Genomic DNA, 21,615 nt, shown 5'->3' on the forward strand with positions numbered 1-21,615 from the left:
GGCCGTCACTTGAGCCTGCTGGAGGCCAGGACCGACACCAGGTGCAGAACCGTCTGGAGCATGGCGATGCCGGCGAGCACCGCGACGCCGAGGCGGGAGAAGTACAGGTCGCCGCGCATCTGGTCCAGTACGGCCAGCACCAGGATGAGCAGCGAGGCCTCGATGCCGAGGACCAGGCGGTGGAACTTGAGCGCGGCCGCGGCCCGGCGGGCGAGCGCCATGCCGGAGGAGCGCGGCGTGGCCGCTGCGTCCTGGACCACGGGCTTGCCGGCCTGGTGGCGGGCGACGCCGACCAGGTCGGTCTCGGCCTTGATCAGGATCGCGCCGAGCGCCGCGAGGGTGCCCAGGAAGGCCCACAGCCAGTCGATGCGCCCGGTGCCCCACAGGTCGGAGGCGCGCAGGCCGAAGCCGACGAGCACCGCCGCGTCGCACAGGTAGGCGCCGACCCGGTCCAGGTAGACCCCGGACAGCGAGAACTGCTTCTTCCAGCGGGCTACCTCGCCGTCGACGCAGTCGAGCAGCAGGTACATCTGGACCGCCACCACGCCGAGGACGGCGCCCCAGACGCCCGGCACGAGCAGGGCCGGGGCGGCGAGGACTCCGGCGAGGGTCATCACGTAGGTCAGCTGGTTCGGCGTGACCTTGGTGGTGACCAGGAGGCGGGTGATGCGCAGGGAGATCTCGCGCATGTAGAGGCGGCCGCCCCAGTGCTCGCCGCTGACCCGGTCCTTGACGCCCGCCGGGTGAACGACGGGCCGGAGTTCAGCTACGGATGGTCTTGGCATAGTCGGCGTAAGCGTCCCTGATCTCGGCTGCGGACAGGTTGAGGTGTTCCAGGATCGTGAAGCGTCCCGGACGGGTCTGGGGGGCGTACTCGACGGCCGCGACGAACTCGTCCACGCTGAACCCGATCTCCTCGGGCAGCACGGGCAGGCCGTGACCGCGCAGCACCCGGACGAAGAGCTCGGACTTGTCCGTGTCCCCCCGCAGGTGCATCGCGAAGGCCGCGCCGATGCCGACCTGCTCCCCGTGGAGCGCGGAGCGTCCCGGGTAGAGCAGGTCGAAGGCGTGGCTGATCTCGTGGCAGGCGCCGGACGAGGGGCGGGTGTCCCCGCTGATCGCCATGGCGATGCCGGAGAGGACCAGCGCCTCGGACAGCACGGTGAGGAACTCGTCGTCGCCGACCCCGCCGGGGTGGCGCAGTACGGACTCGCCCGCGGTACGGGCCATGGCGGCGGCCAGGCCGTCGACGGGCTCGCCGTTGAGGCGGTGCGAGAGCTCCCAGTCGGCGATGGCCGAGATGTTGGAGATCGCGTCGCCGATGCCCGCGCGGACGAACCGCGCCGGGGCCTCGCGGATCACGTCGAGGTCGACGACCATCGCGATCGGCATGGGCACCCCGTAGGAGCCCCGGCCGTTGTCGTTGTCCAGGATGGACACCGGCGAGCAGATGCCGTCGTGCGAGAGGTTGGTGGCGACGGCCACCATGGCCAGCCCGACCCGCGCCGCGGCGTACTTCGCCACGTCGATGATCTTGCCGCCGCCCAGGCCCACGACGGCGTCGTAGCGGCGTCCCTTTATTTCGTCGGCCAGCTTGACCGCGGAGTCGATGGTCCCGTCGACGACGGAGTACCAGTCGGCGTGCGGCAGCACGGGCTCCAGCTTGGCGCGCAGCACCGCGCCGGAGCCGCCGCTGATGGCGATCGCGAGCTTGCCGGACGCGGAGACGCGCTGGTCGGCCAGGAGGCCGGCCAGGTCGTCCATCGCGCCGCGGCTGATGTCGACGACGACGGGCGAGGGGATGAGCCTCGTCAGTACTGGCATGCGATCGTCCGGCCCTTGGCGAGGTCGTCGTGGTTGTCGATCTCGACCCACTTGACGTCACCGATGGGGGCCACGTCGATGGTGAAGCCGTCGTTGACGAGCTGCTGGTAGCCGTCCTCGTAGTAGAGGTCGGGGTCGCGCTCGAACGTGGTCTTCAGGGCCTCGGCCAGCGCCTCGGCGGCCTCCGGCTCGATGAGGGTGACGCCGATGTACTCGCCGGTCGCGGTGGCCGGGTCCATCAGCTTCGTGATCCGCTGGACACCCTTCTCACCGTCGGTGATGACCTTCATCTCCTCGTCGGCCAGGTTCTTGACCGTGTCGAGGGCGAGGATGATCTTCTGGCCCTGGCCGCGGGCGGCGAGCAGGGTCTTCTCGACGGAGACCGGGTGGACGGTGTCGCCGTTGGCGAGGATCACGCCCTGCTTGAGGACGTCACGGGCGCACCACAGGGAGTAGGCGTTGTTCCACTCCTCGGCCTTGTCGTTGTCGATCAGCGTGATCTTGACGCCGTACTTGGCCTCCAGGGCCTCCCGGCGCTCGTACACGGCTTCCTTGCGGTAGCCGACGACGATGGCGACCTCGGTCAGGCCGACCTCGGCGAAGTTGCCGAGCGTCAGGTCGAGGACCGTGATGCTCTCCTCTGCGCCTTCGGGTCCGACGGGCACGAGGGCCTTGGGCAGGGTGTCGGTGTAGGGACGCAGGCGGCGTCCGGCTCCGGCAGCGAGGACGAGGCCGATCATGCTGGTTCTCCTTCGTCATGTACGGCGGGTGCCCCGGAGGAAACCCAGAAGCGGATGCTCTCCACGAGCACCACGAGTGCCACGAACACGGCGAGGGCCGTGAGCGCGACGGGGAAGTCCACGGCGCGCGACGCCAGGACGGAGGCCAGGACCGTGATCAACAGAACCCGGCCTTCGTGCCCGCCGATCGTCCGCACCAGCCAGTGCGGGGGCGCGCCGGTGCCACCGCGGATGCGGTAGACCGTGTCGTAGTGATGGTAGGCGACCGCCGCGACCAGTCCGAATGCCGCCGGAAGGGCCCCGGGGACGTCCGCCTTGGCGGCGAGGATCAGGACGGTGGTGTACTCGGCGGCCCGGAAGACGGGCGGCAGCAGCCAGTCCAGCGGTGCCTTGAGCGGCTGCGCGACGGCGGCTCCGGCGGTCAGCACGTACAGCCCGGCGAAGAAGATCGGCACGGAGCTGCCGAAGGACCACTCCTGTGCGGCGAAGAGCAGCATGGCCGCCGAGCCCACCCCGCTCACCATGAACGCGGGCGCGGTGTAGTGGGGCAGCCTGCGCAGGCCGCGGGCGATCAGCTCGCCCAGCGGGCCGGTGTCGGTCAGGTCCGCGAGCGCCCGGGCGGCGCGGTCGGTCCGCTCCGCCTTGCGGGTCAGCGAGCGCAGGACCCGGCCGGCGGTGGTGTAGAGCGCGCCGAAGGCGCAGCCGACGAGCAGGGCGTAGAAGACGATCCGCGGGGTGGTGAAGGCGATCAGGACTGCGATCATGGCCCAGCGCTCGCCGATCGGCAGGATGATCATGCGCCGGACCCAGACGGTCCAGCCCACGCTGTCGAGCTTGTCGGAGAGCGCCGCGGTCGGGCTCGTATTGGCCGTGGCGTCGTGGTTGGCCTCGTTGAAGGCGAAGTCCACGACGTGCCGGCAAGTCATGAGGATCATGGCGCCGAGGGCCAGGGCCCAGACGTCGTCGCCGTTGCGGGCCGCGCCGAGCGCGAGGCCCGCGTAGAAGGAGTACTCCTTCGCGCGGTCGAAGGTGGCGTCGAGCCAGGCGCCCATCGTCGAGTACTGGAGCGAGTAGCGGGCGAGCTGCCCGTCCGTGCAGTCCAGGACGAAGGAGACGAGCAGCAGCACGCCGGAGGCCACGTAGCCCCAGCGGTCGCCGGTGGCGGCGCAGCCGGCCGCGATCAGCGCGGTGATCAGCGAGGCGGTGGTGACCTGGTTGGGGGTCAGTCCGCGGCGCGCGCACCAGCGGGCGATGTAGCGCGAGTACGGACTGATGAAGAAGGTGGTGAAGAACCCGTCGCGGGACTTCACGGCGGTGCGCAGCCGGACGGCCTCGTCGTCGACGGCCGCGACGGCGGCGGTGGCCGCCCGGCGCTCGTCGGTGGTGGCGGGCACGGCGGCGACGAGGGTGCCCAGCTCGGGCCGGTGCACCGGGGTGCCGGCCGCCTCGACGGCGGCGGCGAGCCGGTCGGGGTACGGGCCGTCGCCCACCGGGGCGTACACGTCGTTCTCGGCGGCCCGGTCCAGGGCCGCGCGGGCGGCGGGCAGGACGGCGAGGGCCCCGGTGACGGAGCAGGCGTCGAAGCGCGGGTCGGTCAGCGCGAGCCGCAGCGCGTGCACGTGCCCGACGAACTCCCCGTCCACGACGGCCACCCGCTGGTCGGCGGGTACGAGCGCCAGGGCGGCGGCGGCCTCCGACGGGGTGGCCGCGGGGTGGACCTCGAAGCCGAGGGAGCGCAGCTCGCCGGCGAGCGCTGATCCGGGCACCGGCAGGCCGGTAAGGATGACGGTCGGCAGACGAACTCACTCCTTGCACGCACACGGGACAACGGGCACCGGGTGGCCCGGCGGCACGTCGGCAGAGGCTATCGGATGAACGGAAGCGGGGGTTCACCGCCTGTTTAGGCTCCGATAAGCCGAAAATCACGGGCCTGTCGACCCTGTGGCGATCATCATTGACGATCGGATGCAGCGATCACAAACCGCCGTCGGCACCGCGGCTGTTAAGCTGGCCGCAGACGCGTACGAGTTCCGCAAAAGCGTCCAGATCGCCCGGATGTCACACACAACGTGACGTACAAGACGTGACGAAGAAAGAAAGAGGTGGGGTTGATGACCGTCGCAGGCGTCGCCGCCCAGCGCAGCGCACTCCGGTACATCCCCCTCTCCTTCCGGGCATCCGGCCGGGTCTGATCACACCGATCACCCCCGTCGGCCGGAGCCCCCTTTCAAGGGTTCACGTTGACCGACAACACCGGTAACACCAGCAACTCCCACACCACCGATTTCAGCACCCAGAGCGACCTGTTCTTCGAGGCGTTCTTCGAGCTGCATCGCGGCCTGCCCCGGCAGTCCCCCGGTTCCGAGGCCACCACCCGCCACCTGCTGTCCCTGTGCGGACCGCTGCCCGAGCGGCCGCGCGCCCTGGACCTGGGCTGCGGTCCCGGCCCCAGCGCCCTGCTGCTCGCCGCCGAGGCGGGCGGGCTCGGGGCCGACGTCACCGCCGTCGACCTCCACGACGGCTTCCTCGACGAGCTCCGCGCCGCCGCCGCGGCCCGCGGGCTCACCGACCGCGTCCGCGCCGTCAAGGCGGACATCGGTGCCCTCTCGCGCAGCGAACTTGCACATCCGGACGGTTCCTTCGATCTCGTCTGGGCCGAGGGCTCCGCCTACAACATCGGCTTCGCCACCGCCCTCGCCCGGTGGAAGCGACTGCTCGCCCCCGGCGGCACCCTGGTGCTGAGCGAGTGCGAATGGACCGTCGACGAACCGTCCGCCGGGGTCCGCGCCTTCTGGGACCCGCACTACGCGCTGCGCTCCACCGCCCGCAACCTGGCCGCGATCCAGGCCGCCGGCTACCGGGTGCTCGGAATCCACCGGCAGCCCGACTCCGACTGGGCCGCCTACTACGGCCCGCTCGGCGAGCGGGTCGCCGCGGCCACGGAACCCTCGGGTCCCGAAGCCGCGGCCGCGCTGGGCTTCGTACGCGAGGAGATCGACGTACGGGAGCGGTACGGGCACGAGTACGGGTACACCGCCTACGTCCTGCGGCCGGTGACGGCCGGGGACGGCGGCGGCTGGCCCGTCCGCCCCGAGGCGGACGGGGACGCGGCCGCCGTGCACGCGGTGAACTCCGCCGCCTTCGAGACCCCGGCCGAGGCCGACCTCGTGGACGCGCTGCGCGCCGACGGCTCCTGGCTGCCCGGCCTCTCCTACGTGGCCGAGGCCCCGGACGGGTCGGTCGCGGCGCACGCCCTGCTGACCCGCTGCACGGTCGACGGGGTGGCCGCGCTCGCCCTCGCCCCGGTGGCCGCGGCTCCCGCGCTCCAGCGCTCGGGCGCCGGCAGCGCGGTCGTACGGGCCCTGCTCGCGGCGGCCGCGGAGCGCGGGGAGAACCTCGTCCTCGTCCTCGGACATCCCGAGTACTACGGGCGCTTCGGGTTCGTGCCGGCTTCGCGCTTCGGGATCGAGGCGCCCTTCGAGGTGCCCGACGAGGCCATGATGGCGCTGGTGCTCGACGATTCGGTGCCGGTTCCCACGGGCACGATCAAGTACCCGGCCCCCTTCGGGGTTTGATGCCGGATCCGGCCCGTGGCCGGATGAACTGACCGATCCCCGTGTTCCGCCCCTCGCCGCATATCACGCGGCGGGGGGCGGACATGCGCGGATCACCGAAGTGGGGGGAATCCCCATTTGTACGGCAGACTGAAAGCCGAAGTCCGAAGCGAAGGATGGGTATGCCGACCACACCAGCCACCGCCGCGAACAGCGCGACCACCGGCACCGGCGCTCAAGAACCGATCATGCTCGAACTGGTCGACGAGTCCGGCAACACCATCGGTACGGCGGAAAAGCTCTCCGCTCACCAGGCGCCCGGCCAGCTGCACCGGGCGTTCTCGGTGTTCCTCTTCGACGAGCAGGGCCGGATGCTGCTCCAGCAGCGCGCCCTCGGGAAGTACCACTCCCCCGGTGTCTGGTCGAACACGTGCTGCGGTCACCCCTACCCCGGGGAGTCGCCGTTCGCGGCCGCGGCCCGGCGGACCCACGAGGAGCTGGGGCTGTCGCCCTCGCTGCTCGCGGAGGCGGGGACGGTCCGCTACAACCATCCGGACCCGGCGTCGGGGCTGGTGGAGCAGGAGTACAACCACCTGTTCGTGGGACTCGCGCAGCGGTCGGTGCGGCCGGATCCGGAGGAGATCGCGGACACCGCCTTCGTGACCGCGGAGGAACTCGCGAAGCGGCACGCCGAGGTGCCGTTCTCGGCCTGGTTCATGACCGTGCTGGACGCGGCACGGCCCGCCATCCGCGAGCTGACGGGCGACGCGGCGGGCTGGTAGCCGCTTCAGACCGCCGAGGTCGGAGTCGCCGCCGGTGTGGCGAGGGCCGTGGTGAGCGGCAGCGCCGCCCAGATCACCTTTCCGCCCGTGGAGGTGTGCTCCACGTCGCAGACCCCGCCGGCCTCCAGCGTGATCTCCCGGACCAGGAGGAGGCCACGGCCGCCGGTCTGGCCGAAATCGGCCTCCAGCGCCTTGGGGCGGTACGGGTGGTTGTCCTCGACGGCCACCCGTACCCACTCCCGGCCGATGGCGACCTCCACCGCGACCTCCGGCGAGAGCAGGGCCGCGTGCCGGACCGAGTTCGTCACCAGCTCGGAGACGATCAGCAGCAGGGAGTAGACCAGGTCCCCGTCGGCCGGCACCTCCTGCCGGCCGAGCAGGTCACGGACCGCACGGCGGGCCTGCGGAACGGATTCTTCTACTGCGGGTGCCGTGAATCGCCACACTCCCTCGTACGCGAGGGGGGCCGCCGCGACCTCCGGCTCCTCCCCCTTGACTGGCGGGACGCTCCCGCTCACATCCATCTCCCGGCCCCCGTCTTCACGCTCGATCGTCTGCACACGTCAAGAGTGGGGACCGGACCGCTCCGCGCCGGACCACTGACCAGAAGTCAGCATCAATCGGACACTTTCTGACCGCTGGCGTATGACAGAGTCAGTTGTTCGACCGTTCCTGATCTTCTGGGGGCAGCTTCTCGGCCGCCTCGGGCGTCTCGGGTGCCGCCACTCCCGCCCCCGCAGGGGTCACCGGAACCTCGTCGTCCCTGACCAAGCCCAGGATCCGGCGGGCTCCCATGCCCACGGCGATCAGACTCAGGCCGTCGAACAGCAGCGCGAGGGAGAAGAACGCTCCGATCACGTACAGGCTGCTGCCGGGCCAGTTGGCGAGGATCAGGAGCCCCAGCAGGATGCCGAAGGCGCCCTGGACCAGCGTCAGCCCCAGGTGCGCGCCGCGCACCACGACGGCCCCGGCCAGCCGGAACACCCCGCCGGTGAGGAACAGCAGCGCCGCGAACATGGTGAGCGCCTCCGCGCTCGCCTCCGGGCGGCGCAGGATCACGAAACCCGCCGCGATGTTGATCGCGGCGACGATGACGGCGAGCCAGAAGTAGTTGCTCTTGCGGGACTGGATCGCCTGGAGCAGGCCCACCACACCGCCGGCCAGCAGCAGCCAGCCGAAGAGGAACATCGTGGTCAGGGTGGCGACGCCGGTGTAGACGAGGCCCACCAGCCCGGCCACCACCAGGAGCGCCCCGAGCAGGGCCATCCACGCGAAACTGCGGCTGACCTTCTCCTTGTCGGCCTTGACGGCCTGTGGACCCGTACGGCCCGCACGGTCTGCGGCCATGGACGCGCCACCTTTCAGCTGCCCCCGACGGACCCTCGGACCCCGCTACTGCCTGCCGGTACACCGAGCTGCCGGTGACCGGTCTCTTGATCATAGGTTTGACCGTCCGGGATAGCATCCGGCGCATGGACGCCGCCCTGCTCTCCTCCGTCGCCGACGGGGTCGCCACCGTCGTGATCTCGCACCCCGCCAAGCGCAACGCCATGACCGCCGCGATGTGGCGCGGGCTGCCCGAGCTGCTGACCGGGCTCGCGGCGGATCCCGCCGTACGGGTGCTGGTCCTGACGGGGGCCGGCGAGACCTTCTGCGCGGGAGCCGACATCTCCTCGCTGACCGGGGACGAGGACCCGCAGGCCCTGGCCGTGGCGGCGGAGGAGGCGCTCGCCGCCTTCCCCAAGCCCACGCTGGCCGCGATCCGCGGGTTCTGCGTGGGCGGCGGCAGCCAGCTGGCCGCCGCCTGCGATCTGCGCTTCGCCGAGGAGGGGGCCTCCTTCGGGGTGACGCCGGCGCGACTGGGCATCGTGTACCCGGCCTCGTCCACCCGGCGCCTCGCGTCCCTGGTGGGCCCGTCGGCCGCCAAGTACCTCCTCTTCTCCGCCGAGTTGATCGACGCGGAGCGGGCACTGCGCACCGGCCTGCTCGACGAACTGCTGCCGGTGGGTCACCTGGCCAAGCGCGTCGCGGAGTTCACCCGGATCCTGGCCACGCGTTCGCGGCTCACGCAGAGTTCGGCGAAGGAGTTCGTGGACGGCCGCAGGGACCGGGACGGGTACTGGGCGGCCCAGGCCGCCGGAAGCGGCGACACCGCCGAGGGGGTCGCCGCGTTCCTGGAACGGCGCGCGCCCGCCTTTACCTGGACTCCGCCGAAGGCTTGAACGCACGCAGCCGCGCGACGATGTCGGCGGGTGCCTTCTCGGGGGAACCAGCGTCGTAGGGCGGCTGCGGGTCGTACTCGGTCATCAGCTGGACCGTCTGCGCGTACTCGTCCCCCGCGATGCGGCCGAGGAGCGTGAGCCCCATGTCGATGCCCGAGGACACCCCGGCGGCCGTCACGTACTTCCCGTCGAAGACCACGCGCTCCCCGGTGGGCTCCGCCCCGAAGCGGGTCAGCTCGTCGACGTACAGCCAGTGGCTGGTGGCCCGCCGCCCTTCGAGCAGGCCTGCGGCGGCGAGCAGGATCGAGCCGGTGCAGACGGAGGTGGTCCAGGTCGTGGTGGCGTCGACGGCCCGCAGCCAGTCGAGGACCACGGGATTCTTCATCTCCACGTCGGGGGCGGGCCCGCCGGGCACGATGACGATGTCCGGCCGCGTCACCTCGCCGAGCCCCCTGTCGGCGACGAGTGCGAGCGATCCGTTGTCGGTCCGTACGGGCCCGGGCCGCTCGGAGACGAAGACGGTCTCGGCGCCGTCGAGCCGGCCGAGGGTGTCGAAGGGCCCGATGGCGTCGAGGGCGGTGAACCGGTCGTAGAGCAGTACGGCGATCTGCATGGCTCCTCCGGAGCGGTGGTCGGGCTCGGTTTCTGGGGGGTCAGGCGTCGAGGGCCGGCGGTGGCGGGGTGCCGAAGCGGCGGCGGTATTCGGCCGGGGGCTGGCCCAGGGTCTTACGCGTTGGCGCGGCGCAGGGCTTCCGGGTTGCCGTAGCCGCAGGCCCGGGAGATCTGGGCGACGCCCTCGCCGCCCTCCTCCAGCAGCCGCCGCGCGTGCTCGACCCGCACCCGCTCCACGTACCGCCCCGGTGTCACCCCCGTCTCCGCCCGGAAGGACCGCGCGAAGTGCCGGGGCGACAGCGCGGCCCGCGCGGCGAGGGCCTCCACGCTCAGGTCCTCCCCCGGGTGCTCCGTGATCCAGTGCTGCACCTCCCGCAGCGGCTCCCGCGACGCCGTCTGCGCCGCGAGCTGCGCGCTGAACTGCGCCTGGTTGCCGGGCCTCCGCAGGAAGACCACCAGGTGCCGCGCGACGGACAGCGCCAGTTCCCGCCCATGGTCCTCCTCCACCAGCGCCAGCGCGAGGTCGATGCCCGCCGTGACCCCGGCCGAGGTGGACACCGGCCCGTCGCGGACGTAGATCGGGTCGGGTTCCACGGTGACGGCCGGGTAGTCCCGGGCCATCTGCTCGCACACGTACCAGTGGGTCGTCGCGCGCCGTCCGTCGAGCAGCCCGGCCTCGGCCAGCAGCAGGCCGCCGGTGCACACCGACACCAGCCGCTGCGCGGAGCCGCCGTACGCACGGAGCCAGTCCGTGATCTGCGGCGCGAAGTCCCCCGTGTACCGGCCTCCCGGCACCAGCAGGGTGGTCCCGGCGCCCGGGCGCTCGCTCTCCAGCTCCCCGTCCGGGACCAGCCGCAGTCCGCTGCTCGTGCGGACCGGGGCCCCGCCCGGCGAGACGGTGCGGAGGGCGTACCGCGCCGGTCCGGGGTGGCGGTCGGCGCCGGAGAAGACCTCCGTCGGCCCCGTGACATCCAGGCTCTGCACGCCGTCGTAGAGGACGACGAGCACGTTTCGCGACGACATGGCCCCATCGTGTGACACCCAGCGTGATGGCCGCAATGACGCGCACCCCACCTATCCGGCCATACGGGTCCGGGTGCGATCCTGTCCTGGCCCCGCCACCGGCCCCGCCGCGTGCCCTGCCCCCGGCCCGGCGGCCTGTCGGCGCGTCCCCGTACGCTCTCCCCTTCTCTTCTCCCTCGCTCCGGAGCCCGTCCTGTACCCCGTCGCCGCCGCATGCCTGTCCGCCGCTCTCCTCCTCGGGGTGCTGGCCTTCGCCGTCCTGCGGCCGCGCGGGCTGCCGGAGGCCGCGGCCGCCGTGCCCGCCGCCGGTCTGCTCGTCGTGCTGGGCGTCGTACCACCGGCCGACGCCTGGGAGCAGACCCGCGAGCTGCTGCCGGTGGTCGGCTTCCTCGCGGTGATCCTGGCGCTGGCCCGGCTCTGCGCCGACGAGGGACTGTTCAAGGCCGCCGGCGCCGCGGTGGCCCGGCGGGCGGCCGGGCGGGGGCCGGTGGCGCTGCTCGGCGGGGTGTTCGCCGTCGCCTCGGTCGTCACCGCCGCGCTGAGCCTGGACGCGACCGTCGTGCTGCTGACCCCGGTGGTGCTCGCGACCGCCTCCCGGCTGGGGGCCCGGCCACGCCCGCACGTCTACGCGACCGCGCACCTGGCGAACTCCGCCTCGCTCCTCCTGCCGGTCTCCAACCTCACCAATCTGCTCGCCTTCGCCGCGAGCGGGCTCTCCTTCACCCGGTTCGCCGCGCTCATGACCCTGCCCTGGCTGGCTGCGATCGGCGTGGAGTACGCGGTGTTCCGGCGCTTCTTCCGCGGCGACCTGGCGGCGGCCCCGGAGCACGTGCCCGAGGCCGTGGAGCAGGCGCCGCTGCCCCGGTTCGCGGCCGGGGTGCTCGCGCTGACCCTGGCCGGCTTCGCGCTCGCCTCCTTCGCGGGGGCCAGCCCCGCCTGGGCGGCGCTGGCGGGCACGCTCGCCTTGGCCGTACGGGCACTGCGGCGCCGGGAGACCACCCCGGCGGCGATCCTGGGCTCCACGGCTCCTGCCTTCTGCCTGTTCGTGCTGGCACTGGGGGTGGTGGTGCGCGCGGTCGTGGACCACGGGCTCGGGGACGGGCTGGAGTGGGTGACCCCGGCCGGGGATTCGCTGCCGGCGCTGCTCGCGGTGGCGGCGGTGGCCGCCGTACTGGCCAACCTGATCAACAACCTGCCCGCGGTACTGGCCCTGCTCCCGGTGGCCTCGGCCGGCGGCGCGGGGCCGGTGCTGGCCGTGCTGATCGGGGTGAACATCGGGCCGAACCTGACCTACGCGGGCTCCCTGGCCACGCTGCTGTGGCGGCGGATCCTGCACACGGACGGGTACGACGGCGTCAGGCTCGGGGACTTCACCCGGCTCGGCGTGCTGACCACCGTGCCCGCCCTCGCCGCCTCGGTGACGGCCCTGTGGGCGGGCCTCCGGCTCATCGGCGCGTGACCCGCCGGCCGGCCCCCGCTCCGTCCCCGGCCCCGGGACCGGAGCGCGCGGGGCGCGGATAGGATCGGGGCATCATGACTGCAACCCTCGTCGCCAAGAAGCTCACCGCCGCGCACGGTGAGCGCACGCTCTTCGCCGATCTCGACCTCGTCGTCGCCCCCGGCGACGTCATCGGCCTCGTCGGCGTCAACGGCGCCGGGAAGTCCACCCTGCTGCGGATGCTCGCCGGGCTGGACGCCCCCGAGACCGGTGAGCTGCGCCTCTCGCCGCCCAGCGCCGCCGTCGGGCACCTCCCCCAGGAGCCGGAGCGGCGCCCCGGCGAGTCGATCCGCGAGTTCCTCGCCCGCCGTACCGGTGTGGCAGCGGCCCAGGCGGAGCTCGACGCGGCGACGCAGGGTCTCGTGGACGGCACCCCCGGCGCGGACGACGCGTACGCGGACGCCCTCGACCGGTGGCTGAACCTCGGCGGGGCCGACCTCGACGAGCGGGCCCTGCAGGTGGCCGAAGACCTGGGGCTGTCCGTCGGCCTCGACCTGCCGATGACCGCGCTGTCCGGCGGCCAGGCCGCCCGCGCCGGCCTCGCCTCGCTGCTGCTGTCCCGCTACGACGTCTTCCTGCTCGACGAGCCCACCAACGACCTGGACCTCGACGGTCTGGAGCGCCTGGAGCAGTTCGTGAAGGGACTGCGCGCCGGCACGGTCGTCATCAGCCACGACCGCGAGTTCCTCACGCGCACCGTCACCAAGGTCCTCGAACTGGACCTGGCGCAGCAGCAGATCAACCTCTACGGCGGCGGCTACGACGCCTACCTGGCGGAACGCGAGCGGGCCCGCAACCACGCCCGCGAGGAGTACGACGAGTACTCCGACAAGCGCTCGGCCCTGGAGGACCGGGCCGCGATGCAGCGCGGCTGGATGGACAAGGGCGTCAAGAACGCCAAGCGCAAGTCCACCGACAACGACAAGTCCGCCAGGAAGTTCAGCGCCGACGCGAGCGAGAAGCAGGCCTCCAAGGCCCGTCAGACGCAGCGCGCGATCGAGCGGCTCGAAGTGGTCGACGAGCCGCGCAAGGAGTGGGAGCTGCGCATGGAGATCGCGGCGGCCCCGCGCTCCGGCTCCGTGGTGGCCACCCTGCGCGAAGCGGTCGTCCAGCGGGGGGACTTCGGCTTCGGACCGGCGAGCCTGCAGATCGACTGGGCGGACCGGGTCGCCATCACCGGCGCCAACGGGGCCGGAAAGTCGACCCTGTTGGCCGTCCTCCTGGGCCGCCTCGCCCCGGACTCCGGCTCCGCCACCCTCGGCTCGGGCGTCCGGGTCGGCGAAGTCGACCAGGCCCGCGGCCTGTTCCTCGGCGAGGAGCCGCTCATCGACGCCTTCTGCGCCGCCGTGCCCGATACCGAGCCCGCCGAAGTCCGCACCCTGCTGGCCAAGTTCGGCCTGAAGGCGGCGCACGTGACCCGCCCGGCGGCAACCCTCTCGCCCGGCGAGCGCACCCGGGCGGCCCTGGCGCTGCTCCAGGGGCGCGGGGTGAACCTGCTGGTGCTGGACGAGCCGACGAACCACCTCGACCTGCCGGCGATCGAGCAGCTGGAGTCCGCTCTCGAGTCCTACGAGGGCACCCTGCTGCTGGTCACCCACGACCGCCGGATGCTCGACGCGGTCCAGGTGACCCGCCGCATGCACGTCGCGGACGGCAAGGTCACCGAGCTGTAGACCGGAGCTCCGCCCGAGATGCCGACCGGCTCGAGCGCGATTAGCCTTTGTGGGTGAGAGCCGCAACCGCGGAGCACGCCCCCATGGCCGGCCGTTCCACGTCGCCAGGGTAGGCGGACCTGTGCTTCCGCATGTTCGGCGGCCCTGTATCCGATTCCGCGCGGCCCGTCGCGTACGCGGCCCGCGGTTCCATCCTCCGTGCCTCGGAGAGGTTCGAGGAGGGTGGGAGGAAAGGGAAATTTCTCATGTTTGCACTGAGAGCGAAGCGCCTCTTCGTGGTCTCCGCAGCCGGTCTCCTGATGGCCGGCGGGGCCGCGCTCGGCACGGCGGGCACCGCTTCGGCGGCGGCCCCGGCCCAGCACGTGAGCTACGTCGCCGGAGGCTGGGACCACGACGACAACGGCTGGCACCACGGCGGCTGGTGGGACGACGATGACGACTACGGCTACGGAGGTTACAACCACGGCGACTGCTGACCCGCCCTCCAACCCAGACGTGCGCGACCCTGCCACAGGGCCGCGCACCGGGCTGCGCTGACGACGGCGTCATCTCCCGTCCGGCCGTCAGCTCCCGACCGGCCGTCAGCTCCCGTCCGGCCGGTCCGCCGGGGCCCGCCGCTTGCGGGCCATCTTCCGGGCCACGAAGGCCCGCGGAAGATGGCGGACCGCCACCGCGTACGCCCGGTAGTGCCGGCCCGTGATGCTCACCGGGCGGCGCAGGGCCAAGTCCTTCAGGGCCTTGGCCACCACGTCGCGCGGCTCCAGCCACACCGCGTCGCGCAGGGCGGTGACGTCCATCCCGGCGCGCTCCTGGAACTCGGTGCGGGTGAATCCCGGGACCACCGCCAGCACGCGGACCCCGTAGGGCTCCATGTCCACGCGCAGCGACTCGCTGAAGGCCGTGATCCAGGCCTTCGCGGCGCCGTAGGTCCCGGTCGGCAGCAGGCCGGCCACCGAGGAGACGTTGAGCACCGCGCCGCGGCGGCGCTCGCGCAGGCCCGGGAGCACCGCGTGGGTGAGCCGGAGCGGCACCTTGACCAGCAGGTCGAGCATCCGCTCCTCGTCCTCGACCGGGTTGTACGGGAACGGCGCGGGGAGCCCGAAGCCGGCGTTGTTGACCAGGATGTCGACGGGCCGGGCCCGGTCGGCGAGCCGCTCGGCGACGGCTGCGAGACCGTCCGCGTCGAGCAGGTCGGCGGGGAGCACCTCGCAGACCGAGCCGAACTCCCGGGCGAGGTCCGCGGCGACGCCTTCGAGGCGGCCCTTGTCGCGGGCGACGAGGACGAGGTCGCAGCCCTTGGCGGCGAAGCCGCGGGCGAAGGCTGCGCCCAGTCCGGCGCTGGCCCCTGTGATCAGTACGGTGGTGGTCAAGAGACGTTCACTTCCTGGCTGTCGGACGTGTTGCGTGTTTGGTGGCGCGTGCTCGTGCGTCTCACGCGGTGAAACCGGCCGTGGCCGGTGAGGCGTAGGCCTGGGCCACGTCCACCAGGAAGCGGGCCTCGCCGTCCAGGTCGCCTCCCTCGGCCGAGGTCTGGAGGGCTGCGGGCAGCTCCAAGGCGTTCTCGTCGGACCGCTGTTGCGGGATCCCGGCCAGCTTCGCCTGCCGCGCTTCCTTCAGTACGCAGGCCAGCGCGGCCGCACTGGCCCGCTGTGCGGGCACTCCGCTGCCGGCCACGTGGCTGCGCGCGAGCTCGGGCACGCCGGGGGCGACGTACTCCCCCAGGATCAGAATGGCGTCGCGGGTCTCGATGACCTTGCGGTAGACGAGCAGGTTGCGCGGGACCGGCGGCCACAGCAGTTCCAGCACCCGGCCGGCGCGCGGCTCGTTGAGGGCGACGTGCGGGACGGCGTGGACCAGATCGCGCCAGAGCGGCCACAGCCGCCAGGCGGTGGCGGTGTCGGCGGCCGTGCGGCGGAAGGTGAACAGCGTCGGGACGAGGATCGCGGCGGCGCGGAGCAGTCCGTGCACGTTCATCAGCAACGGGTTGGCGGGCACCGCCCAGGTGAAGCCGAACAGCGCCTTGAGCAGGTACACGAACCAGAACACCCCGGCGAGCGCGGTGCCGAGGCCGAACAGCAGCAGTCCGGCGGCGAGGCCCCGGCTCTCGGCGCGGCGGCTGTAGCGCCAGCAGACGGAGACGCAGACGGTGTTGGCGATCAGGTGCGCGGAGATCAGCACGAGCCAGTACGCGAGGGAGGGCACCGGTTCGCCGACGGGCGGGATGGTGTGCGTGCCGTGGTCGGGCGCGGCCGCGTCCAGGACGACGAGGACGGTCAGCCACAGGACCGTGCCGACGCCGGAGGCGATCTGGAGCCGGCGGCCCCGGGTGGCGGCGGCCACGAAGTACAGCACCGCGCCGGCCGAGAGGACCCCGATGAGGTTGCGCACGAGTCCGATGGTGTGCGCGTAGTCCGGGTCGCGGCCCATGGCGTAGGCGACGACGTCGGGGAGGTTCAGGGTCATCGCGGCCGCGGCGGTGGCGACGGCGAGCCACAGGCCGCGCTGGTGCGGGGCGCGCAGGGCGCCGGGCGCGCGGAGCAGGACGGCGATCCAGAGGCACACGACGCCGGGAACGGCGAGCGCGTCGCCGAAGGCGATCAGATCAGAAGCCACGGTGGACGGGCCCCCGTCCGCGCCGCTCGTAGCCCATCGCCGACTCCAGCCGGGCGAGCGTGTCACGGCCCGCGGCGCCGTGGCCGAGGTGCGGGCCGCGGGTCCCGGTGCGGATGCGGATCATGCTGGCGAGCATCTCCGCCTCCCGCTCCTGGCGGGTGGTGTAGTTGGTGCGGCCGAGCACGGTGGGGACGGGTCCGTCCGCCCCTCCGGCGCCCGGGGAGTCCTCGACGGGGGCTTCCAGCGAGTGGTGCCCGAAGAGGATGTGACCGATCTCGTGGAGCACGATGTGCTCGCGGTGCAGCCGGGTGGTCTGGGCCTCGTAGAAGACGTAGTCCACGTCGGCGGTCCCGACCCACAGTCCGCACACTCCGGACTCCGCCGCCTCCTTGGGCAGCGGGTGGAGCCGGATGGGACGGCCCCGCTGTTCGGCTATCCGCTCGCACAGTCCGTCGAGCGAGAAGGGGTGTCTCAGGTCAAGACGGCCGAGAATCGCCTCGCACCGTTTGCGCAGACTGGGTTGAGGGTGGCGCATGTGTTCCCTCTTCGGACCCTTTCTCGGGCAACGATGGTAGGCGTGCGTGGGCAGGGGCATGACGTCCTTTGCCTTCAAGGCGACCTCGGGAGTGCGGTCCTGAGGAGGAAAAGCGGAAGCCCGTTCGCCGAAAGACGAACGGGCGTTCCGTCATCCCTACAGATCATCCGGATGGGTTGGCAAGGTATGTCCCCATGTCGGGTGCCTATTCAGCCAATCCGGCACGCACTGCCACGAACGGCTAGCGCTTGCGGCCACCCCGCTCGTCGGGGCCGCTGAGCCCCGCGCGACGCAGGGCGTCGGCCATCGCGCTGTTGGCGGGTGCCGGAGCGCCGCCGCCCTGTCGCTGGCCGCCGCCGCCCCCTTGGCCGCCCTGACCGCCCTGGCCGCCTTGGCGGCGGCCCTTGCCGCCGTCGCGGGAGCCGCCCTGGCCGCCCTGGCCGCCGCCTTGACCGCTCTGGCCGCCCGGGCCGCGCTGCTGCGGGGGCCGGCCGCCGCCGCGCCGCTCGCCCCGCTCCTCGCGCTGCCTCGGCGCACCGCCGTCGGCGCCGCCGCCGCGCTCCGCCTCGTCCTCCAGCCGCAGCGTCAGCGAGATCCGCTTGCGCGGGATGTCCACGTCCATGACCTTGACCCGGACGATGTCGCCCGGCTTCACCACGTCGCGCGGGTCCTTGACGAAGTTCTTCGACAGCGCCGAGACGTGCGCCAGCCCGTCCTGGTGGACGCCGATGTCGATGAAGGCGCCGAAGGCGGCCACATTGGTGACCACGCCCTCCAGGATCATCCCGGGGGCCAGGTCGCCGATCTTCTCGACGCCCTCCTTGAAGGTCGCCGTCTTGAAGGCGGGCCGCGGGTCCCGGCCGGGCTTCTCCAGCTCGCGCAGGATGTCCGTGACCGTCGGCAGGCCGAAGGCCTCGGTGACGAACTGCTCCGGCCGCAGCGAGCGCAGCACACCGGTGTTGCCGATCAGGGCCGCCACCTCGCTGCCCGCCGTCTTGCCCATCGTACGGACCACCGGGTAGGCCTCGGGGTGCACGCTGGAGGAGTCCAGCGGGTCGTCCCCGTCGCGGATCCGCAGGAAGCCCGCGCACTGCTCGTACGCCTTCGGGCCCAGCCGGGCCACGTCCTTGAGCCCCTTGCGGTTGCGGAACGGGCCGTTGGCGTCGCGGTGCGCCACGATGTTCTCGGCGAGTCCGCCGCTGATCCCCGACACGCGCGAAAGCAGCGGCGCGGAGGCGGTGTTGACGTCGACGCCGACACCGTTCACACAGTCCTCGACCACGGCGTCGAGCGAACGCGAGAGCTTCACCTCGGACAGGTCGTGCTGGTACTGGCCGACGCCGATCGACTTCGGGTCGATCTTCACCAGTTCGGCGAGCGGGTCCTGCAGGCGCCGGGCGATGGAGACCGCGCCGCGCAACGACACGTCCATGTCGGGGAGTTCCTGCGAGGCGAAGGCGGAAGCCGAGTACACGGAGGCGCCGGCCTCCGAGACCATCACCTTGGTGAGGTTCAGCTCGGGGTGGCGGGCGATGAGGTCCGCGGCGAGCTTGTCGGTCTCCCGGGAGGCGGTGCCGTTGCCGATGGCGACGAGCTCGACCGCGTGCTCCTTGGCCAGCCGGGCCAGCTTGGCGAGCGAGTCGTCCCACTTGTTGGCGGGCACGTGCGGGTAGATCACCTCGGTGGCGACCACCTTGCCGGTGGCGTCCACCACGGCCACCTTCACACCGGTGCGGAAGCCCGGGTCCAGCCCGAGCGTGGCGCGGGTGCCGGCGGGTGCGGCGAGCAGCAGGTCGCGCAGGTTGGACGCGAAGACCCGTACCGCCTCGTCCTCGGCGGCGGCGCGCAGCCGGGAGCGCAGGTCGATCCCGAGGTGCACCTGGATCTTCGTGCGCCAGGCCCAGCGGACGGTGTCGGCGAGCCACTTGTCGCCGGGGCGGCCGCGGTCGTTGATCCCGAAGCGGCGGGCCACCATGCCCTCGTACGTGGAGGGGCCGGGCGTGGCTGCGTCTTCGCGGTCCTCCGGCTCCAGGGTGAGGTCGAGCACGTCCTCCTTCTCCCCGCGGAGCATGGCGAGCACGCGGTGCGAGGGGAGGGCGGTGAACGGCTCGGTGAAGTCGAAGTAGTCGGCGAACTTGGCGCCCGCCTCCTCCTTGCCCTCGCGGACCTTCGCGGCGAGCCGGCCGCGGCCCCACATGCGCTCGCGCAGTTCGCCGATGAGGTCGGCGTCCTCGCCGAACTTCTCGGTGAGGATGGCGCGGGCGCCTTCCAGGGCGGCGGCCGCGTCGGCCACGCCCTTGTCGGCGTCCACGAACGCGGCGGCCGCCACGGCCGGTTCCGCCGACGGGTCGGCCAGCAGCCCCTCGGCGAGCGGCGCGAGGCCGGCCTCGCGGGCGATCTGTGCCTTGGTGCGGCGCTTGGTCTTGAAGGGGAGGTAGATGTCCTCCAGCCGGGCCTTGGTGTCGGCCGCGTTGATCCGGGCCTCCAGCTCGGCGTCGAGCTTGCCCTGCTCCCGTACGGAGTCGAGGATCGCCGCGCGCCGGTCCTCCAGCTCGCGCAGGTAGCGCAGCCGTTCCTCCAGGGTGCGCAGCTGGGCGTCGTCGAGCATCTCGGTCGCTTCCTTGCGGTAGCGCGCGATGAACGGCACGGTCGAGCCGCCGTCGAGCAGCTCGACGGCGGACTTGACCTGCCGCTCCCGTACGCCGAGCTCCTCGGCGATCCTGCCTTCGATGGACATCGTCACTGTGCGGTCCCGCCTGCCTTCGTACGTGTTCGTGCTGCTGGTCCGTGCTGCGTACTGCGTGCAGCCTGCAGCGTGCTGCGTCGGAAGGCTGCCAATTGTGGCAGGTGGCGGCGGCGGACGTCGGGAGCCGGGCCCGTCCGGTCTCAGGCCTTGCCCATGAGGTCCGCGGGGAAGGCTCCGGCGACGAAGGCCTGCACGGTGAAACCACCGCCGATCTCCGCGAGCCGGGCGACTCCGGCCGCGCCGAGGTGCTCGTACGGAGCCTCGTCCAGGCGGTCGGTCTCCGTCTCCAGCGCTTCGCGCAGCGCAGCGCCCTCGGGTGTGAGCTCGCCCTCGGAGTCGAGCAGTCCGCGCTCGCGCAGCCGGCCCGCGGCCGCGTCCAGGTCGGCCTGCTCCCAGCCGCGGATGTACTTGAGGTACTTCGGCGTCATGCCGTGGCCGCTGGCCGTGTGGCTGACCAGGGCCTCGACCGGGTCCAGGCCGACCGTGAGCAGGGCGACCAGGTGTCCGTCGCCGCGGTGTTCGCGCAGCAGGGTGGTGGCGTGCCACAGCTTGAGGTGCGGTTCCTCGGGTACGGGGAGGTCCGCGTGGGCCGAGTAGAGCGTACGGGCGTGCCGGGTGCAGGCTTCGGCCGCGCGCATCGCCAGCCCGGCGGCCTCGGCGACCTCGGGGGACGCGATCGTCTCGTCGCCGAGGAGCCGGCGCAGCGTGCTGTCCACGGCCCGCAGCCGGGCGGCGAGGACCTGCGCGGGGGTGGCGGTCTCCCAGACGGCGGGCAGGTGCCGGGCGACGAGGTCGTGGCGGTAGTTGTAGAAGGTGGCCGTCACCGTGCCCGCGCCGACCGCACCCATGGCCGCGGAGCGGGAGGCGAGGTTGACGGCGTTGCGGTCGGTGATCCCGAGGGCGGCGAACTCCTTGCCGAGGTCGGGCGAGAAGTAGACGGTCGAGTGCAGCGGGTTGATCGCCCCGTGCCAGCAGCTTCGGGCGGCGCGCTCCGGAAGAGTCATGCGGGCAGGCTAACGACTGCTTGGTATGGAGAGAAGTACGGTACCCAAGGGTCCGCTTCCTGCACGCTCCCCGCCGCCCGGCTCGCCCCCGGGTCCCGGCCGGGCGGCGCGCTCGGGGGGCATGGCGGTGGTGCGCGCGTTATCCAGGTGTGGGCCGGCACGAGAGGATGCCAGAGTCGCCGTCGTGACCTTGATGAACGTGCTCGTCGACTTCGCCCGGACCGGCCGCATCGGCCCGCTTCACTGCGGCATGCCGCTGACGGAGGCCGAGGATCTCCTGGGTCCGGGGCGCCCGCACCCCGCCATCCGGCTGATACCGGACATCGACGGCTACCCCCACGCTTGGAACGACCTGGAGCTGTCCGTCACCCGACGCCTCGTGAGCGGAATCTCGATCGGTCTCAGGCCGGGCTCGACGACCAAGCTGCCGCCCCTGGTCTTGCCGGACTCGGAGTCCTACCCGTCCACAGTGCTCCGAGAAGACCTGATCGCCGCCCTCGACGCGGCCGACTGCCGCCACGACGTCAACGACCGCCTCACGTTCGGCAAGCAATCCAGCATCCTCACCCACCCCGCGAACGTCTGCGCGGTGTTCTTCACACGAGGCCGCGACGACCACGTGCCCCACCGCGAACGCCCCTACCTCGGCGCGATCCACAAGCACGCGACCACCTCCGACGCCGCACCCACACCGTCCTGAGCAGCGCCCACCGCAACGCGCGGCGGGCAGATCCAGCCGCGCGTACGGCAGGGCGACCACCCGGACTCCGAAGCGGTTGAGTGTCCGAC

The 21,615-nt window shown here is 72.4% G+C and carries 19 protein-coding genes and 1 pseudogene; 7 read left to right on the forward strand and 13 right to left on the reverse strand.

Translation table 11 applies throughout. The features are described 5' to 3' along the window. Positions 1-5: 5 nt before the first annotated feature. The 4 genes from ACE1OC_RS07510 to ACE1OC_RS07525 are packed head-to-tail and all read right to left on the reverse strand — an operon-like array spanning position 6 to position 4,360. Complete coding sequence (locus ACE1OC_RS07510) at positions 6-785, reverse strand: CDP-alcohol phosphatidyltransferase family protein (RefSeq protein ID WP_250740857.1); 780 nt, start codon at positions 783-785, stop codon at positions 6-8. Next, the gene (locus tag ACE1OC_RS07515; RefSeq protein WP_250740856.1) at positions 763-1,824 is read right to left on the reverse strand and encodes an iron-containing alcohol dehydrogenase family protein; all 1,062 of its coding nucleotides are present in this window, start codon (positions 1,822-1,824) and stop codon (positions 763-765) included. Before ACE1OC_RS07515 ends, ACE1OC_RS07510 begins: the two co-directional genes overlap by 23 nt. Further along, a complete protein-coding gene (locus ACE1OC_RS07520) occupies positions 1,812-2,564 on the reverse strand; it encodes a sugar phosphate nucleotidyltransferase (protein ID WP_407836327.1) in 753 nt (250 codons plus the stop codon). Before ACE1OC_RS07520 ends, ACE1OC_RS07515 begins: the two co-directional genes overlap by 13 nt. Then, a complete protein-coding gene (locus ACE1OC_RS07525) occupies positions 2,561-4,360 on the reverse strand; it encodes a DUF5941 domain-containing protein (RefSeq protein WP_407841500.1) in 1,800 nt (599 codons plus the stop codon). Before ACE1OC_RS07525 ends, ACE1OC_RS07520 begins: the two co-directional genes overlap by 4 nt. A gap of 507 nt (positions 4,361-4,867) precedes the next feature. On the opposite strand from ACE1OC_RS07525, the gene ACE1OC_RS07530 reads away from it, so the two are divergent. Further along, a complete protein-coding gene (locus ACE1OC_RS07530; protein ID WP_407841501.1) occupies positions 4,868-6,139 on the forward strand; it encodes a methyltransferase domain-containing protein in 1,272 nt (423 codons plus the stop codon). A 161-nt stretch (positions 6,140-6,300) separates the two neighbouring features. Then, on the forward strand, positions 6,301-6,900 hold the full coding sequence (idi, locus tag ACE1OC_RS07535; protein ID WP_250740854.1) for an isopentenyl-diphosphate Delta-isomerase: 600 nt from the start codon (positions 6,301-6,303) through the stop codon (positions 6,898-6,900). Positions 6,901-6,905: 5 nt separating this feature from the next. Here idi and ACE1OC_RS07540 read toward each other — a convergent pair whose 3' ends face one another. After that, on the reverse strand, positions 6,906-7,424 hold the full coding sequence (locus ACE1OC_RS07540) for an ATP-binding protein (protein ID WP_407841502.1): 519 nt from the start codon (positions 7,422-7,424) through the stop codon (positions 6,906-6,908). A gap of 130 nt (positions 7,425-7,554) precedes the next feature. Beyond that, positions 7,555-8,247 (reverse strand): HdeD family acid-resistance protein, encoded by a 693-nt coding sequence (locus ACE1OC_RS07545; protein WP_250740853.1) that lies wholly within the window; start codon positions 8,245-8,247, stop codon positions 7,555-7,557. Between the two features lie 125 nt (positions 8,248-8,372). Between ACE1OC_RS07545 and ACE1OC_RS07550 the strand changes: the two genes are divergently transcribed. Beyond that, on the forward strand, positions 8,373-9,122 hold the full coding sequence (locus tag ACE1OC_RS07550) for an enoyl-CoA hydratase/isomerase family protein (RefSeq protein ID WP_407836328.1): 750 nt from the start codon (positions 8,373-8,375) through the stop codon (positions 9,120-9,122). Here ACE1OC_RS07550 and ACE1OC_RS07555 read toward each other — a convergent pair. Continuing rightward, positions 9,097-9,735, reverse strand: coding sequence for a DJ-1/PfpI family protein (locus ACE1OC_RS07555; RefSeq protein WP_407836329.1), 639 nt, complete (start codon positions 9,733-9,735; stop codon positions 9,097-9,099). The two genes, ACE1OC_RS07550 and ACE1OC_RS07555, sit on opposite strands and share 26 nt — an antisense overlap. A 40-nt stretch (positions 9,736-9,775) precedes the next feature. Then, positions 9,776-10,757, reverse strand: a pseudogene (locus ACE1OC_RS07560) (GlxA family transcriptional regulator). Positions 10,758-10,974: 217 nt separating this feature from the next. Between ACE1OC_RS07560 and ACE1OC_RS07565 the strand changes: the two are divergent. The 3 genes from ACE1OC_RS07565 to ACE1OC_RS07575 all read left to right on the forward strand — a co-directional run bounded on the left by ACE1OC_RS07565 (position 10,975) and on the right by ACE1OC_RS07575 (position 14,404). Then, entirely contained in the window at positions 10,975-12,216 is a 1,242-nt protein-coding gene (locus ACE1OC_RS07565) for an SLC13 family permease (RefSeq protein ID WP_407841503.1), read from the forward strand. A gap of 74 nt (positions 12,217-12,290) precedes the next feature. Next, entirely contained in the window at positions 12,291-13,928 is a 1,638-nt protein-coding gene (locus ACE1OC_RS07570) for an ABC-F family ATP-binding cassette domain-containing protein (RefSeq protein ID WP_407836330.1), read from the forward strand. A 245-nt stretch (positions 13,929-14,173) separates the two neighbouring features. Further along, entirely contained in the window at positions 14,174-14,404 is a 231-nt protein-coding gene (locus ACE1OC_RS07575; RefSeq protein WP_407836331.1) for a hypothetical protein, read from the forward strand. Between the two features lie 105 nt (positions 14,405-14,509). Here the strand turns inward: ACE1OC_RS07575 and ACE1OC_RS07580 are convergent, their stop codons facing one another. From ACE1OC_RS07580 to ACE1OC_RS07600, 5 genes are all read right to left on the reverse strand, one after another. After that, positions 14,510-15,298: an SDR family NAD(P)-dependent oxidoreductase gene (locus tag ACE1OC_RS07580; protein ID WP_407836332.1), complete on the reverse strand. Its 789-nt coding sequence runs from the start codon at positions 15,296-15,298 to the stop codon at positions 14,510-14,512. A gap of 61 nt (positions 15,299-15,359) precedes the next feature. Continuing rightward, entirely contained in the window at positions 15,360-16,541 is a 1,182-nt protein-coding gene (locus ACE1OC_RS07585; RefSeq protein WP_407836333.1) for an MAB_1171c family putative transporter, read from the reverse strand. Beyond that, complete coding sequence (locus ACE1OC_RS07590) at positions 16,531-17,076, reverse strand: hypothetical protein (protein ID WP_407836334.1); 546 nt, start codon at positions 17,074-17,076, stop codon at positions 16,531-16,533. The genes ACE1OC_RS07585 and ACE1OC_RS07590 overlap by 11 nt, the downstream gene beginning before the upstream one ends. A 241-nt stretch (positions 17,077-17,317) precedes the next feature. After that, a complete protein-coding gene (locus tag ACE1OC_RS07595; RefSeq protein WP_407836335.1) occupies positions 17,318-19,819 on the reverse strand; it encodes a Tex family protein in 2,502 nt (833 codons plus the stop codon). A 143-nt stretch (positions 19,820-19,962) separates the two neighbouring features. Continuing rightward, positions 19,963-20,826 carry an SCO6745 family protein gene (locus tag ACE1OC_RS07600; protein WP_407836336.1) on the reverse strand — a complete coding sequence of 288 codons (864 nt, stop codon included), beginning with the start codon at positions 20,824-20,826 and terminating at the stop codon, positions 19,963-19,965. A 184-nt stretch (positions 20,827-21,010) separates the two neighbouring features. Here ACE1OC_RS07600 and ACE1OC_RS07605 point away from each other — a divergent pair, with 184 nt between their 5' ends. Beyond that, positions 21,011-21,526 carry a hypothetical protein gene (locus tag ACE1OC_RS07605; RefSeq protein ID WP_407836337.1) on the forward strand — a complete coding sequence of 172 codons (516 nt, stop codon included), beginning with the start codon at positions 21,011-21,013 and terminating at the stop codon, positions 21,524-21,526. Positions 21,527-21,615: the final 89 nt, after the last annotated feature.

Source organism: Streptomyces stoeckheimensis (assembly GCF_045822005.1).
In the GTDB taxonomy this organism is placed as follows: domain Bacteria; phylum Actinomycetota; class Actinomycetes; order Streptomycetales; family Streptomycetaceae; genus Streptomyces; species Streptomyces stoeckheimensis.

What these genes read in the sequence shown, in the direction of transcription:
- ACE1OC_RS07510 (WP_250740857.1), bottom strand. Translation starts at nt 785, where the DNA reads ATGCCAAGACCATCCGTAGCTGAACTCCGGCCCGTCGTTCACCCGGCG.
- ACE1OC_RS07515 (WP_250740856.1), bottom strand. Translation starts at nt 1,824, where the DNA reads ATGCCAGTACTGACGAGGCTCATCCCCTCGCCCGTCGTCGTCGACATC.
- ACE1OC_RS07520 (WP_407836327.1), bottom strand. Translation starts at nt 2,564, where the DNA reads ATGATCGGCCTCGTCCTCGCTGCCGGAGCCGGACGCCGCCTGCGTCCC.
- idi (WP_250740854.1), top strand. Translation starts at nt 6,301, where the DNA reads ATGCCGACCACACCAGCCACCGCCGCGAACAGCGCGACCACCGGCACC.
- ACE1OC_RS07540 (WP_407841502.1), bottom strand. Translation starts at nt 7,424, where the DNA reads ATGGATGTGAGCGGGAGCGTCCCGCCAGTCAAGGGGGAGGAGCCGGAG.
- ACE1OC_RS07545 (WP_250740853.1), bottom strand. Translation starts at nt 8,247, where the DNA reads ATGGCCGCAGACCGTGCGGGCCGTACGGGTCCACAGGCCGTCAAGGCC.
- ACE1OC_RS07550 (WP_407836328.1), top strand. Translation starts at nt 8,373, where the DNA reads ATGGACGCCGCCCTGCTCTCCTCCGTCGCCGACGGGGTCGCCACCGTC.
- ACE1OC_RS07555 (WP_407836329.1), bottom strand. Translation starts at nt 9,735, where the DNA reads ATGCAGATCGCCGTACTGCTCTACGACCGGTTCACCGCCCTCGACGCC.
- ACE1OC_RS07570 (WP_407836330.1), top strand. Translation starts at nt 12,291, where the DNA reads ATGACTGCAACCCTCGTCGCCAAGAAGCTCACCGCCGCGCACGGTGAG.
- ACE1OC_RS07575 (WP_407836331.1), top strand. Translation starts at nt 14,174, where the DNA reads ATGTTTGCACTGAGAGCGAAGCGCCTCTTCGTGGTCTCCGCAGCCGGT.
- ACE1OC_RS07590 (WP_407836334.1), bottom strand. Translation starts at nt 17,076, where the DNA reads ATGCGCCACCCTCAACCCAGTCTGCGCAAACGGTGCGAGGCGATTCTC.
- ACE1OC_RS07600 (WP_407836336.1), bottom strand. Translation starts at nt 20,826, where the DNA reads ATGACTCTTCCGGAGCGCGCCGCCCGAAGCTGCTGGCACGGGGCGATC.